8 protein-coding genes are annotated in these 18,290 nt (G+C 32.7%); all 8 read right to left on the bottom strand.

Features of this window, described 5'->3' with window-relative positions:
• Nucleotides 1-90 precede the first annotated feature (90 nt).
• Entirely contained in the window at nt 91-996 is a 906-nt protein-coding gene (locus tag APR43_RS04830; RefSeq protein WP_053473670.1) for a hypothetical protein, read from the bottom strand.
• Nucleotides 980-4,717: a fibronectin type III domain-containing protein gene (locus APR43_RS04825; RefSeq protein WP_053473671.1), complete on the bottom strand. Its 3,738-nt coding sequence runs from the start codon at nt 4,715-4,717 to the stop codon at nt 980-982. The genes APR43_RS04830 and APR43_RS04825 overlap by 17 nt, the downstream gene beginning before the upstream one ends.
• Nucleotides 4,718-4,720: 3 nt before the next feature.
• Nucleotides 4,721-9,820, bottom strand: coding sequence for a T9SS type A sorting domain-containing protein (locus APR43_RS04820; RefSeq protein WP_053473672.1), 5,100 nt, complete (start codon nt 9,818-9,820; stop codon nt 4,721-4,723).
• Between the two features lie 4 nt (nt 9,821-9,824).
• Nucleotides 9,825-11,891, bottom strand: coding sequence for a fibronectin type III domain-containing protein (locus APR43_RS04815; protein WP_053473673.1), 2,067 nt, complete (start codon nt 11,889-11,891; stop codon nt 9,825-9,827).
• A gap of 83 nt (nt 11,892-11,974) precedes the next feature.
• A complete protein-coding gene (locus APR43_RS04810) occupies nt 11,975-12,736 on the bottom strand; it encodes a hypothetical protein (RefSeq protein WP_053473674.1) in 762 nt (253 codons plus the stop codon).
• A 246-nt stretch (nt 12,737-12,982) separates the two neighbouring features.
• Nucleotides 12,983-15,703, bottom strand: coding sequence for a DNA gyrase/topoisomerase IV subunit A (locus APR43_RS04805; RefSeq protein ID WP_053473675.1), 2,721 nt, complete (start codon nt 15,701-15,703; stop codon nt 12,983-12,985).
• Between the two features lie 25 nt (nt 15,704-15,728).
• Complete coding sequence (locus APR43_RS04800; protein WP_053473676.1) at nt 15,729-16,340, bottom strand: hypothetical protein; 612 nt, start codon at nt 16,338-16,340, stop codon at nt 15,729-15,731.
• Nucleotides 16,321-18,189 (bottom strand): DNA topoisomerase IV subunit B, encoded by a 1,869-nt coding sequence (locus APR43_RS04795; RefSeq protein ID WP_053473766.1) that lies wholly within the window; start codon nt 18,187-18,189, stop codon nt 16,321-16,323. Before APR43_RS04795 ends, APR43_RS04800 begins: the two co-directional genes overlap by 20 nt.
• Nucleotides 18,190-18,290 lie beyond the last annotated feature (101 nt).

Genomic DNA, 18,290 nt, shown 5'->3' with positions numbered 1-18,290 from the left:
AACCTTGACATACTTTCTGTCACACGAAAAGATTCGTGCGGAAACTGTTTTTTAAATTCATATATAATTAGAAAATAAGTATATCCCTAATTATCTGCTACTTTTTTTCAATTTTACTATTGTCTCTTTTTCAATGAATCCTACATTAGGATTTCCGTCCCACATCCTCACACAGCACCAATCGCTATTGTCTATTCTTTCAATCACTCTCAATAAATCGCCTTTTTTTAATTGCCTAAGTTTTTTTGTTACAGGAAATTCAGGCGAGTACAAATAAGTATCTTTATTTACAGAAATACTGTCTTCATTCCAGACCGACAAAGCCTCATGACGAAAAAAACAATCCTCATACTCTTTTTTATCATTTAATTCACGACAGGAATAATAAGTATTGGGGTCAGTTTTCCTTGTTTCAAATGGTAGTCGGAGCTCATTTAATTCCCTAAAAAAACGGTCATTTATTTCCCACTCTGTTTTACCAACCAAGTTACCCCAAAAACCTTTATCCTTCTTTTTTAAATACCCGCTGAAGATCTCTTTCATCGCGATTTCATGCAGTTTCTCAAAACTTAAAGGAGTGTGAATGTCTTTTTGGTAAAGTTCTCGAGGCAAAACAATATATGCTCCATTAAAAAAATACCAACTTTTATTAATCTTAACTCCATAAAAATAATCAAGACCATCACTGTTGCTGTTCTTATCATCATGTCTGGTAAGTTTGGCAGAAATCAATTTTGTTCCATCCTTATTGAAACATAACAAAGAATCAATTATCAGTGTTTTACTTAATTCAAATGGAGCATAATATTTTATATCATTCCTTATCCAATTACTAACTGTATCATTTATCTGCTTATAAACCTTATTATTTTCAGCGATCGAAACAGTTTTGACTGAACTCAATCTATACTCAACAGTATTATTTTTTTCTCTTGTACAAGAGAAAAAAATAATACTCAAGCAAAAAATAAATAACTTCCTATCTTTTTTTAACATATCCTTTATCTTTATTCGGGTTAATAAGCTTAGTAAATATCCATGTATAATTATTAATTGAGTGACTATCCAAAAAACCTTTTGGTTTCCAGTCTTTAGGAATAAATGCGCGTTGATCTTTGGTTAAACCAGTAGCTGCACATTGCGGAGCAATACCATCTTGTTCACCAATTGGATCGGCATCCGGTTCTCCTAAATTACTTCCGTATTGCCATACCCCTTCAAAATCTTTCCAGTTGCTACCACCACTACAGGCATTTTCAGGAGCAATAATGTAAAACTCGCCGAACATATAACCATTTGCTTTCAATTTATTTATGATTCCTAAAGCATAAGCATATCCCATACTATGAGCTACAATATCAATTTTTTCTGTTTTTTTATTAAATTTAATTTTTTCCAATTCTTTTGACAAATTAATACCAGCAATTAATCCATTATTCTTACGTAAAGTAAAACCTTCTATATTTGGACTTGTTGCCATTTTATGGTTAAACATATTATTTGCAAAACTTGCCGTGCTTCTATGATTAGATGTTTTTACACTGTGATGTCCGTCCGCATAGTAAACTTCTCTGTCTTTTAAACGTTCTTCAAACATAAGATCTATCCCTTCCCAATAATCATCTATTGAAATATTACTAATCATATTATCAGAATCGTCAAACTCGAACTTTGTCACTCCTGAATCTCGATACCCATTTACAAAGACAAGTACATTTTTATTGTTTTTAGAAGCCTCATATTGTGTTTTAGTCTTATAGTATGAAATATTATAAACTGGTGTTTTTTCTGTAATTTCAATTACCAAAACACCTGTATGTATTCCATAAAAACCATTTTTAAAACTACAGTCATTTCCTAAAGTATATTGACTATATCCTTCTATCCATTCACTAAAACCTTTTTTATTACATAATTGAAATGTATCCCAGAGTGTTTTTTTATATTGATTATATTTAGTCAAAGACATTTCTTTAGTTTCTTCTATATCTTCTTTTATCTTTCCATTCGATTCTTTATATTTTTTTATTACAATCAGATCATGTCCTGCAATTAGATTCCCACTACTCTGACTTTGAAACGCATACAACCTAAACGCTGGATCATTAATCTGTTTCCAATCCTGATGATTTAAAACAGTTCCTGAGCTGTAATCCATTAACAAATCAGTGCTTTTTTCAGCTGTTTTGTAAACTTCAAAAGGATGTTCTAATTTAAAAATTCCATGGCCGAGTTCGTGTGCTGGCGTTTTCGATAATGCAGTTTCTGAATTAAACACATAACCAAACTGTCCATTCAAGCGCATATAACCTTGCTGTCCTGTACTTGAAGTTTTATTGGTAATAAAAAGTATATAGCTTGATTCTGTTGATTGATATAGGTTATTAATTTTTTGCTGTTCTGTACTATAAGTCGACGTTATTGTGTTTTTTTCTGTTTGTATACTATTCCCAGAAACTACGCTGTCTATGTTTAAAACAGGCTCTTTAGTAAAATTTATTTTTACTCCTACTTTATTATAAATTTTCTGCGTATTTGTAATAACCTCATCAAGTTTGCTTTGCGAGATGTCATCTGTAGGTACTAAAGCAACATTTACTTCTTTTGGAGAAATATGCACTAATACAAATGCACCAATCACTTTCCATTTATCTCCCTGCTGTATAGTAGCTAATATTTGCTCTTCGGCATAATTAAGACTTCCTCTTACAGTTAAAATAAATATCTTATCATTTCGCACGGCATCTACTTTAGCACCGCTTTCTGTTTTAAAAACAATATCGTCCAGATTAATCTCTGAATCTGTAGTTGTAACCGCTGCTAAAACGGTATCAGTATCGCCATTTAAAACAGCTTTGTAAGGAAGGAAGTTTTTTCCAGCCTGTTTATATAATTTTTGCAGCGTAGATGTTGCATTATCTGGCAATACATCAAATGCATATTTACTGTTATTAGCAGAAAAAGCAATTGTAATTCCTTGAGCTGTAAAAGCGGTGGCCTGACCATTTTTATCAACACCATCTGTATTTTCAGGGGTAGATTTTCCTCCTACTGCAGCTACAATGCCTTCATCACTTCCATTTCCATCTTTATCTACATAATAAATTTTTCCTGTACTGTCTGTAATCACGGTATCTTTTCCTCCTGGAATAGTAACTTGCTCGTCGCCTTTACCATTAACAATAATATCCCCATTTGCATTGATTACAATTTTATCAATCTCAAATGATATTTCTTCTTTTATTTTTCCGCTTTGCCCTTCTCCTGTAAAATCTTCTACATTAACAACATTTTTCCAATCGGGATTATAACTTGTTTCTACAACTCCACTGATCAATTGATAATCTGTATTAACAACAATATTATTAAACTCAACGGCAATTTTAGTATCGGCCAGATAAGGAACAATTATATATCCTCTTCCAGAATATGGACTGTTTTCTCCTTTTAATTCCAGAATGGTTACTGGAAAATCGCCTGCTGTGAAAGTTTCACTCTGAATTAAATTGGTAAGCGGTTTTTGGTTTTGAATATTAATTTTAGGAATAATTCCGCAGTTGTAAGTCGGAACTCCATTGGTCTCTGTAGGTGTAGTAAAAGTACTGCTGTTAGAATAAGTAAATGACTGTACTCCATCAGCGGCCAGATCACAGCTTGAACCAACCCTAAATTGATACGTTACTCCCGGCTCTAAATTGGTAATTAAACTTTGGGTGTTTAAACTATTTGTCGAAAACCATTGTGCATTACGAACATCTTGCTTTTTATATTGCAACTGGTATTTAGTATGATCTGGAATTCCCTGCCATGTTATTTTAACGCTGTTTAGTCCTTGTGCTTCACTTAATAAAAACGTTGGTGCGGCACAGGGTGCAGTATATTTAAACGAATAGATTTCGCTGTAACCATCATTTTTAAAAACTGCATTTTCAGATAATCCTGTTGTTGAAATTGCCCTTACACGCCATGCATACCGCATTCCAGGCGTAAGAATTGGCATGCCTAAATTATACAACAAGGCAGTACTAAAAAGTGTTTCTTCGTACAAAAGTGGTGCCATCTGAAAGGCAAACTGCGGATCTAGCGTAGGATCAATCAGCTGTTTTAATTCGAACTTATACGAAACATTCGTTGCATTGTTTTGGCGCGGTGTCCACGTAAACATAATATTAGGGAAATCGCTTGCAGCAATCTGTTCATTTTTTTGAGGTGTATTTAATAGTGGAGGATTATTTAGTACTAAATACAAACTAGCACAACTTTTTTGTGAAATTTTTTGATTTGTGATGTAATCATACATCTCAAAACAAAAATTATACATCCCTTCTGGTAACCCATTTGCATACTGAGCTGCTGTAATCCCCTGTAGGTTTTCTAATCTAAATAAGGTGGAAATATCCGTATTTGTTAAAGTCTGAAGTTCACCTCCATTTATAAAAATTGGACGCTGCTGTATATAATCACTGGTCTGTATATTAAGTCCATTACCTTGAATATATAGTTTTAAGCGAACCTGCCTGTTGTTTATTGAAATATCTATTGGATTTATTAGTAACCGCATTTTAGTATCCATGCTCGTAGCATAATCAGATATTTTTACGCTGTAAGGACTATTAAAAATGGGTGTTAATTGTACAGGATATAATTGTGCATAACTGTTTAAACCAGAAAACAGTATCAGGATAAAAAGATATATTTTTTTGAAAATGTTTTTCATTTTTTAATAGATGATAATTTTTCTAACAAGCGTTTGTAGTTCTGTTTCTAATACTAAAATGTACATTCCGGACTGTAATGAGGTATTAAAATCGACTTCATACTTTTTCTTTCCTGAGTCTTTTTTCTGCATGGTAAATTCTCCTGTAGTAGAAAAAAGTCGTAAATTAATTGCAGAATTATTCTCCAGATTAACAATTGCTTTGAAATTACCGTTGCTAGGGTTTGGCGTCACGATAAAATCTATGATGGACTTTGGTGAACTGCCGGTATTTGGCAATGTGCTTCGTTTTTCTACTTTAATATTTTTATTGTAGATGGCAAAACATTCTCCTTGCGTTTGCTGTAAGCCAACGGTGTAGGTACCAATCTCGTTAAATTTGAGTATAATGTATTTTTCTTTTTGTTCGATTGTTTTTAATCCTTCAGGCAGTATCCATTTTGTACTTTCTCCAAAGGGATCGCTTACATTTACCAAAATAACTTCTTCATCCAGATAAGCCTGAGAGCTTAATAAAAATTCAGAACTTATAATTGCTTTGCTTGTCTTAATTATAATTTCGTCTTCACCAATACATCCTAAACCTGAAGTCACTTTTACATGATATGTTCCGGCATTTGTTATACTTACTTTTGGCTGGTTTGATGTAAATCCATTAGTAGAAGTCCAGTTGTACTGAGCTTTCGTATCTGCGATTGCAGCATCCAGATCTAAAACCTGATCGTTACACAATGTTCTGTCTTTTCCTAAATCAACTATAATTGGGTTTGGCTCTTTTAAAACAAATTTCTTTTTGTATAAGCAGCAATCAGGACAGGTAATACTTACTTCATAATTTCCTGCTTTAAGATTATTTAAATCTTTGGTTGTGGCACCAGTATTCCATAAATAACTGTAGGGTAAATTTCCTCCTGTAACATTTAACTGTATTGAGCCATCGTTTGCTTTATAACAAGTTGGATTTTTGATTGTTTCTGTAGTTAAGATTCCTTTTGGATCCCCTACAAAAATACTTCCCTGCACCACACATCCTTTTGCATCTGTAACCAATACAAAATAATTACTTGTTGTAATATTCTTAATTTTTGCAGTTGTTTCTCCGTTCGTCCATTCATATGTGTAAGGTGCTGTTCCGCCAGAAACATGAGCTTCTGCCCATCCATCATCTCCATTGTTACAGCTAGCATTTAATTTTGTAAACGTCAAATTTAATTTTGCGGGCTGAGCTATGTACTGAACTGCATCAGTCTCCTTAACCAAAATATTATTTGTGTAAGTCCCTAACTTAATTCCATTCGCATCTTCAATATTCAAAGCATACGTTCCTTCTGAAATATTTTCAAGAGTTTCGTCCTGATCATTCCATATCATCCAAGAGCCGTCATTTTGCTTTTTCTTCCATATGTAATAATAAGGAAGTCCATTATTTTTATCTAACGGAAGCTGAATTCCGCCTTTTACATGAGCGGTCAAAATTCCATCCTGAGATTCATCTCTTTGATTGTCTTGTGGATTTATATCGGTTTCATTTCCAAATTCATTATTTACATTACAAGAAATAGTTCTAACTATTTCGAATGTAACTTCAAACGGATCTGGTTCCTCTAAAGTGATAATTGAATTTGAAACGTTACAGCTAGATTTATTTGTTGCTGCATCATAATTAGCATCATGAATATTTAAGGTGTAAGTTTCTTCAGGAATTCCGTTTAAAGAAATGGTAAAAACACCATTATTAAAACTCGTAGCTACTGTCTGTATAACTCCTTTACTGTTTTTCCATTCATACCAATAAGAATTATTTGCAGAAATAGTACCACCTGTAATTTCTACTACAATTTTTCCATTTGTTGCTTTGTAAAAACTTGGATTTAAAACCTCACTATATTTTATTGTTAAAGGTGTTTTAGGTTCTGTAATGGTAATACTTTCCTGAGTTGTACAACCTTTTGCATCAGTAATAAATACCCAATATTCACCTGCTTTTAGAATAGTGTTTTTATCGGTTTCTATCTCGTTTGACCATTTATAATCATAAGGAGGGGTTCCTCCGGTAACATTTGCTGTAGCCCAGCCATCATTTCCTTCATTACAAAAAACATTACCGCTTGTTATGGTAACAGCTAATTTTGGAGGTTCCTGCATAAATTGGGTTACATCAATTTCCTGTACTAGCTGGTTATTGACATAAGTTCCCAACATAATTCCGTTTCTGTCTTTTATATTTAAGGCATAATTTCCATGCGAAAGATTTGAAGCTGTTTCTCCTATAATATTAGGCAAAGCCATCCACGAGCCATCAGCTTGCTGTTTTTTCCAATAAAAATAGTACGGCAGTCCTTTATTATCAGAATCAGCTAATGGAGTACCGCCTGTAACATGAGCTGTTAAAATACCATCCTGTGACTCGTCTCTCTGATCATCTTTTGGATTAATATCTGTATCATCACCAAATTCATTATCTGTGTTACAAGAAATAGTACGCAAAATCTCGAAAACAACTTTTAAAGGATCTGGCTCTGTTAATTTTACTTCTGATTCTAATACCGAACAATTTATAATTTGATTAGTTCCTTCATTATAATTTTTATCTTTAATGGTTAAAAAATAATCATCGGCAGGAATATTATCTAATGTAATGGTATAAACACCATCTATTATTTCTGCAATTGAATTTTGTATTTCTCCTTTAGCATTTTTCCATTCGTATCCATACGATTGATCTATATTTGGCGTCCCTCCTGTTATCTTAGCTACAATGCGTCCGTTAGTTCCACCAGAGAAAGTAGGTGACAAAATTTCTTCATATTCAATTGCTACTGGGATCTGAGGTTCTGTTATAGTGATACTTCCCTTTACAAAACAGCCTTTCTCATCTATAATCTCCACAAAATATTCTCCAGCAGTTAATTGCGCAATTTTGTTGTTGTTTACAATTCCACCATTAACATTATACCAAGTATATTTATAGGGTGCTGTTCCTCCTGTAACATTTGCTGTTGTCCATCCATTATTTCCTTCATTACAAGAAACATTTCCTGAATCAAATGCCAAGTCTAATTTTACAGGCTCAAAAATTTCTTTTGTAGTTAGAGTTGCTGTTACTAAATCTGTAGTATTATAAGTTCCTTTTACAATTCCGTTAGCATCTATAACATTTACAGCGTAATTTCCTTTCGAAAGATTTTGAGCCATCTTAGAAGTCTGATCATCCAAAATATCCCAAGCATTTGTTGCAACATTGTATTTTGACCAAACATATTGATAAGGTTCAATACCGCCAATAACTGCAGCAGTTAAAATTCCATCTGAAAATTTATTTGAATCTGTATCTTCATTTTCTGAATTACAAGATATAGATTGGGTTTCTGTTAACGTAATTGCAATTGGCTGCGGCTGGGGCAAAATTTGAGAAGATTCAATAACAGAACAACTCGTTTTATTTTCAGCAAAAGCATAATTTTTATCTGTTACTGTTAATTTATATTCTCCTGCCGGAATATTTTCTAACGAAATATTATAAGTTTTATCGACTGCATTATACTGAGCTGTCGCTGAAAATTCTTCACCAGTAGTTTTTATCCATTTATAATCATAGGATTTATCGTCTTTTATTGTTCCACCACTTATTGAAGCCGTGATTTTTCCATTAAACGCTCCAAAAAAAGTTGGCTTTTGTGTGTAAGTATAATTTACGGTTAATGGAGATAACGGTTGAGATATGGTTACTTCTATAATTTTTTCTTCTCCAAGTTGAATTTCACCATTTACTATAGTTTGAATTCTGGCAATACAGCCATTCATGTCTTTAACTTTTACCCTGTAAGTTCCAGGGTTTAATCCAGTAATTGTATATGGTTCATTATTTGGAAAGGGTATCCAGCTACCCCCATTATCTAATGAGTAATAATCATTTCCTAAAATGTTACGGGTTCCACCGGTTGGAATAATTGTTATAGCACCATCTTGAGATTTATAACATTGTACATTTTTAGCATCTAATGTAAAATCTAACGGAGGAGGAGATGTTATTATAAAAGGTTTCAAATCATATCGATCAGCATCAGTAGCTGTGCTTAATCCATCCTTAAATCCTATTAATTGTAACATATAGCTGCCTTTTCGTAAATCCGAAATAACGAAAGATTTATCTGCTTTAATTGCTAATGTGCCATTATAGTCAGTTGGGGTATCTGTGGCAACATCCAGTAAACTATAATTTAATTGTTCTCCATCAAATAGTGTTCTGTTAAATATAAATTTCACACTTCCATCATTAGTATCACTGCAAGTTGGCTGAATTATCAATTCAGAATCAACTTTTGGCGCAGTTAATCGAATTATATAATTAACTGGTTTTGAGACAACATCACATGCTTTTTGTCTAATAAAAATTTTTCTGCCAATATTATTAAATGTGTTACTTCCAAGAATATCAACTGCATTTGCTGAAAAACTTGACATTTCATTGAATTGAGGTAAATCTATCCAGTCTAAGGATTCAGGATTTTCATTTGGAGATGGATTTAATGAATATTGCCAATTATATTCTGAAGGTAAAAAACCCGTATTTGATTCTATCTTCATTTCACTTTCGGTTGAAAGATCATTTTGAATTCCTGGATCGACAATAACGAGAATGGGACGTACTTTTACATTAAATGATGATTGTCCAAGTCCATCTCCTTCATTTTTTACATTTTTAAATTGTTTAAATTCAAAATTAAAATCAAAACAATGGAATTTATCTGTAGTATATATTCTACCACTATTATTAGGCCTATTACCATTACAAGATTGTCTATCGTACCTTGACGCAGAAAAAAACATTGATACTGGCATTTTATCTGCTCGAAACGTAGTTAATGTTGTTGACTTATCATAACTTATTGTCTCTCTTTTATCATCGTAGTTAATAGTTAGGACTCTGTAATTATCAGCCGGTGTAATAAATTCAAGATTAACATATGCTTCTCCACAATTATGATGTTCATCTCCATAAGCCGAGCCTTTAAAAAAAATTTCATATGAGCCTATTTCTGGAGCTTGCCCAAATCCAAATCCTGAAACCAAAAAAACTATCAACAAGTAAATTCTCTTCATACACCTAATAAACAACAGTTAAAACTTCTTCTTTTACAGGGTTGCTACTCTGTAAACTCGGAATCAAGTGATACTCGTATTCCATATTTATTTTTAAATTTTTATCTTCAATGGTAAACACATTCCCATTTAATTCCTTCCATAATGTTGGCGGAGCTCCCTTTAAATTTTTATATATACTTAAACCGTTTATCTTCTCTTTGCTTTTATTATAATCCCAAGTGAGCGTTATTTTTTTATTTTCCCGATCAGGTATTCCTTGCAAAAATGAAATCACTTTAAGTGGTGTAAAATCTAAAACTTGTACTGTTATGATAGAATGATCCAGTGATGACCATAGATTACTTCTGTCTTTAGCCAAAATAGCGTATTGATATGTTTTTTTATTCTCTACTCTATCATCTGTAAATTCCTGAATGGTGTCGTTTATATGTTTTATTTCCAGCCATTTTTCTTGTCCTTTTTCTCTTCTTCTAAGACTATATCCTACGACGTCTTCACTATAACTACGAATCCATTTTAAATGTACTTTCCCATCTTTATTATCATAATCTTTAAAAATTGGTGCTGCCGGTGGGATCTTATCCGGTTTATCTAAAACCAAAACATCTGATGGCTCTGAAATGTTAAATCGCATATCTTCGGCAGCAATTCTATAATAGACTTTGCTATTAGTCATTTTCAGACTGACACTATCCTTATAAGTATTACCAGTATATGATTTATGATAAATATCTACGAACTCTTCATCAGCATTATTAGCTTTTAAAATACGATAACCTCGTAAATCTTTTTCCTGATTTGGTTTCCATTTTAACTTTACCGTTCCTAGACTATCAATTATACCTTCTAGTCCAATTGGTTTTGCAGGAGGTATAGAATCTACAGGCTGTACCAGCATACTTTGAGAGGTTAATCGCTGATTGTTTTTACCTAAAACTGATATCGTAAAGTAATTGGAGGGAAATAAATTTTCTTTGTAATTTAATTTTCTCTGTGATGGAGGGATAATTTTAGAAACTACTTTATAAGGTCCTTTATCATTATCTGCCAAATTGATTTCGTAACCTTGAATAAAACTTTCTGATGCTGCAGGATAATCCCATTCTAAATTAACTTCATTCGAATTGATGATATTGTAGTCAATTAGTCTGGCTGAAGCAACTACAGCATCCACACCTTTAACTGTAATAGGTTTTGTTACTTCTCCCTTTTCTCCAAAAGAAGTTATACCATATAATCTGTAGTGATACATTTTATCGTTGACACTAAGTGTATCTACATAATACATAGTTTTTGACGGATGATCTTCTTTATCATTTAAATTGACAAGAGCTGTATTTGATATTGGTGCGTAATTTATTCCGTCAGAAGATTTTTCAACCATAAAGGAGGTATAAATTCTTTTAAAAGTTTCATAATCCCAGGAAAGTAATACTTTTTTATCATCAGGGATAGCAATAAAATCTGTTGGCGCTGGTAAAGCTGTATAATCTTTTAATCCAATTACATAAGATGATTCTTTAACTTTTGGACTTTCGAAAACACTTACCTGATAGGCATAAACTTCATTTTGTTTTACGTTGGTATCAACAAGCCCCCAGCCTGCTTTTACAGCCCCTTCAAAACTCATATCCGCAGCGTACAAAGCAAAAGTGTATCGCTGATCTAGTTCATCAGCCATATTTACAATTTTGGATAACTCTCCTTCTTTGGCTGCAGTTACTTCAAAACTTTCACCATAAATAGATTGTGCTATAATAGCTGCATTATTATCTTTTTGTACTAAGTCGAGCCAGGAATCTAATAGTTCTGGTAATAATGGCTTTGGTGTAAGTTGTATTTTTTCAGGTTTAGTTAAAATAATTCCATCCCGCAATACGGTTGTTCTGGTAATTATAAATCCTTTTTTATTTGCTTTCTGCCACTCACTAGGAGAATTAACTGCCCAACGGATTAAAATTTTATTTTTTTGAGCTCTGGCATTGACCATGACAGCTGGACTCTTAACTTGAGAGTATGATAACGATACAAATAGTAAAAGAAGTAAAAGAAGTTTATTTTTTGACATTTAAAAATGTAATTATTTCAATAAATAGAAAAAGCAAACACTTCAAACTTAATATTGAAGTATTTGCTTTTTATAGATTTAAATTAATATACGTACTGAACAGTTTCAGTATCAGTTGAACCAGAAAGTTTTGTTATTTTTTCTGTTGGATAATTATTCACATCATATGTATAGGTAGATATATATGTATCTGTATGAATATTACCTTGAGATCCTGAAGTATCAACCTTTTTAATTATATTTTTAACAGCAGGCTCTTCATCTAATAATAAATTCCAACCTAAAATATTTTTAAGGGGACTATTTTTAGTATCGTATTCGTATATTTCCACAGTTTCAAATTTATCATACGATCTTTCTGCTTTTATTAAATTACCATCTTTGTATGTTAATTTTCCCGTTTGCTGAAATTTTACTTCAAGACCCGTTTTAATATCAACTTTAAACTGTTCGTAAGAAACCGTACCATCATTATTATGTTTATATTTAGTTTTACTATTATAATCATCGTCATATTTTTCAACATAACTTGTCATTAGTCCATCAGTATAGCCATATTCAACAGGACCTTTTGATAATCCATTCTTATCAAATTCTTCTTTCGTTACTATTTCATTCCCGTTGTATGTAAATTTCGTTAGTGAACCATCAGCTTCTGTTATACTGACAATTTTATTTCCATTATAGAGATAATTTTCACTTGAAGAACTTCCCTTACTATCAATCTTAGTTATTTTTTTAACTAAAATTGGAGAAGCTGGGTCAGATGATTCATTATTATCATCTTTTGAACAAGAGGTAAATACTAATAAAGCGGCGCTTAATAAACCTAATAAATTTTTCATGGTTTTGATTTTAAATTAATTGGCTAATTTAGAAATCAAAGGATACTATCAAACTCCATAATAAGTTAATTTAATAACAATATAAGACTTATTAAAAATATGTTAATTGTGTTTTTAATCAACCTTATATTCATTTATCAAAAATTAGAAAGTATAATAACAATATCATTTCTGTTATTACAGATTGACAAAAATGTTAATAAAAAAACGCTAAGAAATCAAATTCTTAGCGTTTTCCAATTTATATTAGTCTAAAACTAAACCTATCTGGCCATCATCATCTAATTCTGTTTCTACAGGATCATCTTCTGATACTTCTGGTTTTTCAGGGATTTCTTCGACTGGTTCTTCATAAGGAAGCGGGTCTAATAAATTAACCTGTTTTAGTTTATCTGTAGTTAATTGATTTCCTAAAGCTTTGAAACCTTTTACAGCTATAAAGTCTTCAACATCAATATGTAAATCTTCTTTTTGAACTCCTTTTACTTTCGCAAAAACCAATTGCGCTACCGGACGATAATCTGTTGAGACAATTTCTAATTGCGAATTTGGATGATCTGTAATAAAGCTTTCTTCTTTACCTTCATTTTCTACAAGGAAACGTTTTAAGAAATAACGCTCTTTTTCTCCATCATAATAAATAGCAGAAATTGGTTTTTTAGGTTTCCATTTTTCCAAAATAATCATATCTTCCTCAAAATGAGTTGACAATTCCGGAATAATGACTTTTAATTTACCTGTCTGGCTTATAACTAAAATTTTATCGCTTGGCTTAAATTCACCTAACAATTCACCTCTTGCATCAACATTTAAACGTTTTACGGTATCATCAAACCAAACTTTTCTTGGCAGTAGAGTTGAAATTCCTTTTTCTTTTAATTCGATTTTCTTGATTGGATATTTTGTTACCAAATTTCCTTTCGAGGCACGGCCTTTAATCGCCAGTTTAGCAAAATCAATATCGAATTTCAATTTTTTGATTGTTCCTACCTGACGCAATAATATCGTTACAACCTCAGCTTCTCCGTTTGGATTATGTGAAAAATAAACAACCTGAGAACCGCTTGTTCCATTTGTTAAATCGTAAGCTTTATCGCGCGTTACTCCGCTAACGTTGAAACGTTTTATATATGAAGGACCAGATTTACCATCACGGTACATCATATTATAAATAGTTCGTTTATCACTCTTATCAAAAACAGCAACATGTATGATATCTTTTCCTATAAAAGTTTTGGCATCTACTTTTGTTATCATCAATGTTCCGTCTCGTAAAAACACAATTACATCATCAATATCAGAACAATCGCCAACGTATTCATCTTTCTTTAAGCTGGTTCCAACGAAACCTTCTTCACGGTTTACGTATAATTTTGTATTACGTAAAACTACTTTTGTTGCCTCAACATTATCAAAAACACGAAGTTCAGTCTGGCGTTCGCGGCCTTTTCCGTATTTCTCTTTTAATTTGGTAAAGTATGCAATTGCAAAATCTGTTAAATGTTCCAGATTATGCTCTACTTCTTTCATTTCGTCTTCTAACTTCGCAATAAAATCATCCGCTTTATCAGAGTCAAAACGAGTGATACGAATCATTGGTATTTGAGTCAGACGTTGTAAATCATCGTCGTTAATTTCTCTGACGAATGATTTTTTGAAAGGCTCAAATCGGTCGTATAAATATTTATAAAGTGATTCTCTATCAGAATACAATTTGAAATCAATGTACATTTCTTCACGAATGAAGATTTTCTCCAAAGTAGAAAAATGCCATTTATTTTTTAATTCTTCTAACTGAATCTCTAATTCCTGACGAAGTAAATCAACTGTTCTGTGTGTTGAAATTTTCAACATTTCAGAAACTCCAATAAACAATGGTTTGTTGTCTTCAATAACGCATCCTAAAGGCGCAACAGAGGTTTCGCAGGCTGTAAAAGCAAACAAAGCATCGATTGTTTTATCTGGCGAAACGCCCGGAAAAAGATGAATTAAAATTTCAACATCGGCAGCGGTATTGTCTTCAATTTTCTTGATTTTGATTTTACCTTTATCATTGGCTTTCAAAATACTGTCAATTAAAGTCGATGTATTGGTAGAAAACGGAATCTGCGTAATCACCAAAGTATTTTTATCTAATTGCGAAATTTTAGCACGCACACGCACACGTCCGCCGCGAAGTCCATCATTATAATTGGAAACATCGGCAATACCTGCCGTCATAAAATCAGGATAAAGCGTAAAAGCTTTTCCTTTTAAAATTTTAATCGAAGCATCAATTAATTCATTGAAGTTATGAGGTAAAACTTTAGTCGAAAGTCCAACTGCAATACCTTCTGCTCCCTGTGCCAAAAGCAATGGAAATTTTACAGGAAGATTGTTTGGTTCAGCACGACGCCCGTCATACGAAACACCCCAATCTGTAATTTTTGGAGAATACAAAACCTCCAAAGCAAATTTAGATAAACGTGCCTCAATATAACGCGAAGCTGCTGCTCCATCGCCCGTTAAGATATTTCCCCAGTTTCCCTGGCAGTCAATCAATAAATCTTTTTGACCAATTTGTACCATTGCGTCACCAATACTAGCATCTCCGTGTGGGTGATACTGCATGGTATGACCAACAACATTGGCAACTTTGTTATAACGACCATCATCCAGCTCTTTTAAAGAGTGCATGATACGACGCTGAACAGGTTTAAATCCGTCCTCGATAGCAGGAACTGCACGTTCCAGAATTACGTATGAAGCGTAATCCAAAAACCAGTCTTTGTACATTCCGGTTACTTTGGTAATAACGTCTTCTCCTTCTTCTTCCTGATTTTCGTAAAAATGCTGCCCTTCAAAGTGTTTAGCATCTACGTTGATAATCTCATCGTCGTCTCCATCCTGATTGTCATCCGTCAGGTTTTCATCTTGATTATTTTCGTCGTCGTTTGGAATTATGTTATCGTCTTCTTCGTCTTTCATTTTTATGCTGAATTATTTCAGTATTTTATTTTAAAACTTTATTGTTAACTATTTTAGTTGTTTTCAAACTATCCAAAAACAATCTTTCTTTTTCTTCCTTTTCATTTGTATCCACAAAATATTTTATTCCTGCTTTTTTGAAAAAGTCTTTTACATCATCTTTGCAATAATCCCAATTTTCTCTAAGGTTATTAGAAGATTCAGAAGTTCCACATTCAAAACAAACTTCAATATGCGCAATAATTCTATTTTCTTTATTATAAAAAAGAATTAAATTTCTTGGCATATAACAACTTGAATAAGGAGCAACATCACCTTCAACTTTACAATGAATTTTAATCAAACCAAATAATTCTTTTATTTGAGTTTCTTTCAACAATGTAACTTTTTCATTAATCATTGAAGTATCAAAATCGATCTTATTATTTCTAATAATTTCTTTATGTCTTAATGTATCCCAAGCTAATCGATCTGGATAAGAGAATATTTCAATCTTTTTAATTGCTTCTTTTTCTAAATCAAAAGCATCAGAATAGTCCAGATTTCTTTCTCCTTCAAAAGCTTTATTTTTATTACAGGAAGCTAATCCTAAAATAATTGATAAAACTAAAAGCTTACTAAACTTCTTCAAGCTCATCAATCTCCACTTTCAAATTCTTGATAATAAACTCTTGTCTGTCTGGTGTATTTTTACCCATATAGAAAGATAACAACTGCTCTATCGAAGTATGTTTATCCATCATAACCGGATCAAGGCGGATTGTATCTCCAATAAAATTTTTAAACTCATCTGGAGAAATCTCTCCTAAACCTTTAAATCGGGTGATTTCTGGTTTTGGTTTTAGTTTCTCGATCGCATCTTTTCTTTCTTCTTCAGAATAACAGTAAATCGTTTCTTTTTTGTTTCGAACCCTGAAAAGCGGTGTTTGCAAAATATACAAATGCCCTTCTTTAATTAATTCTGGGAAAAACTGCAAAAAGAAAGTAATTAAAAGCAAACGAATGTGCATTCCGTCGACATCGGCATCGGTTGCGATTACTATATTGTTATAGCGCAATTTTTCTAAACCGTCTTCGATATCAAGTGCAGCTTGCAATAAGTTGAATTCTTCATTTTCATACACAATTTTTTTAGTCATCCCGTATGAATTCAAAGGTTTACCACGCAAACTGAAAACTGCTTGAGTATTCACGTCACGCGACTTTGTAATCGATCCGGAAGCCGAATCTCCCTCGGTAATAAAAAGCGTACTTTCTAAGTTTCTTGGATTTTTAGTATCTGGAAGATGCGCTCGGCAGTCTCTTAATTTTTTATTATGAAGATTGGCTTTTTTAGCACGATCTGTAGCCAGTTTTCTAATTCCTGATAATTCTTTACGTTCACGTTCTGCCTGAAGAATTTTGCGTAACAAAGCTTCGGCAGTCGGAGGATTTTTATGCAGGTAATTATCTAATTTGGTTTTGATAAAATCGTTTACGAAAGTACGAACAGAAACTGCTGGCGTTCCATCATCAGAACCCATATCTGTAGAACCTAATTTTGTTTTGGTCTGAGACTCAAAAACCGGTTCCATAACTTTAATACTAATCGCACTCACAATCGATTTTCGAACATCTGATGCTTCGAAATTCTTATTGTAAAACTCACGAATCGTTTTTACAACTGCTTCACGATACGCCGCTAAGTGCGTTCCTCCCTGCGTTGTATTCTGACCGTTGACAAAAGAGTGATATTCTTCACTATACTGCGTTTTACTGTGTGTTAACGCAACTTCAATATCATGATCTTTTAAGTGAATAATTGGATATTCTAAATCTTCTTCGCTGATTGTTTCTTCTAATAAATCACGAAGTCCGTTTTCTGAATAATATTTTTCTCCATTGAAAATAATTGTCAAACCATTGTTTAGGTAACAATAGTTTTTAACCATTTTAATAACGTATTCTAAACGGAATTTATAGTTTTTAAAAATCGTTTCGTCTGGCGTAAAAGTTACTTTGGTTCCTTTACGTTTTGTGGTTTCGATTATATCTTCTTCAAGAACTAAATTTCCGGCAGAAAACTCTGCTCCTTTTTGTTTATCATCACGAACAGATTCTACACGAAAATAATTTGAAAGTGCATTTACCGCTTTTGTTCCGACACCGTTCAAACCTACTGATTTCTGGAAAGCTTTAGAATCGTACTTTCCACCTGTATTCATTTTCGAAACTACATCGACCACTTTTCCTAACGGAATTCCACGTCCGTAATCACGAACAGAAACCGTTTTATCCTTGATAGTCACTTCAATAGTTTTACCGGAGCCCATTACGAACTCATCGATACAGTTATCTAAAACCTCTTTTAAAAGAATGTAAATACCATCATCTGGAGAAGAACCGTCTCCCAATTTTCCGATATACATTCCCGGACGCATACGGATATGTTCTTTCCAATCGAGTGATCGGATATTATCTTCGGTATATTGATTTTGCTCTAGCATAAGGTGAATTGGATTTTTGGCTAATGTACCATTTATCGGCAAAAAATGAAAGCGTATTTCTTTTTTGTTACGAATAATAACAGGTTTTAAATCTATTTAAA

Source organism: Flavobacterium sp. NLM (genome assembly GCF_002210235.1).
Lineage (GTDB): Bacteria > Bacteroidota > Bacteroidia > Flavobacteriales > Flavobacteriaceae > Flavobacterium > Flavobacterium panici.
Note: the sequence above shows the minus strand (reverse complement) of the source record. Positions and strands in the feature narration are given on the sequence as shown.

Coding starts and splice junctions, on each gene's coding strand:
- APR43_RS04805 (WP_053473675.1), bottom strand. CDS start 15,703: ATGAAAGACGAAGAAGACGATAACATAATTCCAAACGACGACGAAAAT.
- APR43_RS04825 (WP_053473671.1), bottom strand. CDS start 4,717: ATGAAAAACATTTTCAAAAAAATATATCTTTTTATCCTGATACTGTTT.
- APR43_RS04810 (WP_053473674.1), bottom strand. CDS start 12,736: ATGAAAAATTTATTAGGTTTATTAAGCGCCGCTTTATTAGTATTTACC.
- APR43_RS04795 (WP_053473766.1), bottom strand. CDS start 18,189: ATGCTAGAGCAAAATCAATATACCGAAGATAATATCCGATCACTCGAT.
- APR43_RS04830 (WP_053473670.1), bottom strand. CDS start 996: ATGTTAAAAAAAGATAGGAAGTTATTTATTTTTTGCTTGAGTATTATT.
- APR43_RS04815 (WP_053473673.1), bottom strand. CDS start 11,891: ATGTCAAAAAATAAACTTCTTTTACTTCTTTTACTATTTGTATCGTTA.
- APR43_RS04820 (WP_053473672.1), bottom strand. CDS start 9,820: ATGAAGAGAATTTACTTGTTGATAGTTTTTTTGGTTTCAGGATTTGGA.
- APR43_RS04800 (WP_053473676.1), bottom strand. CDS start 16,340: ATGAGCTTGAAGAAGTTTAGTAAGCTTTTAGTTTTATCAATTATTTTA.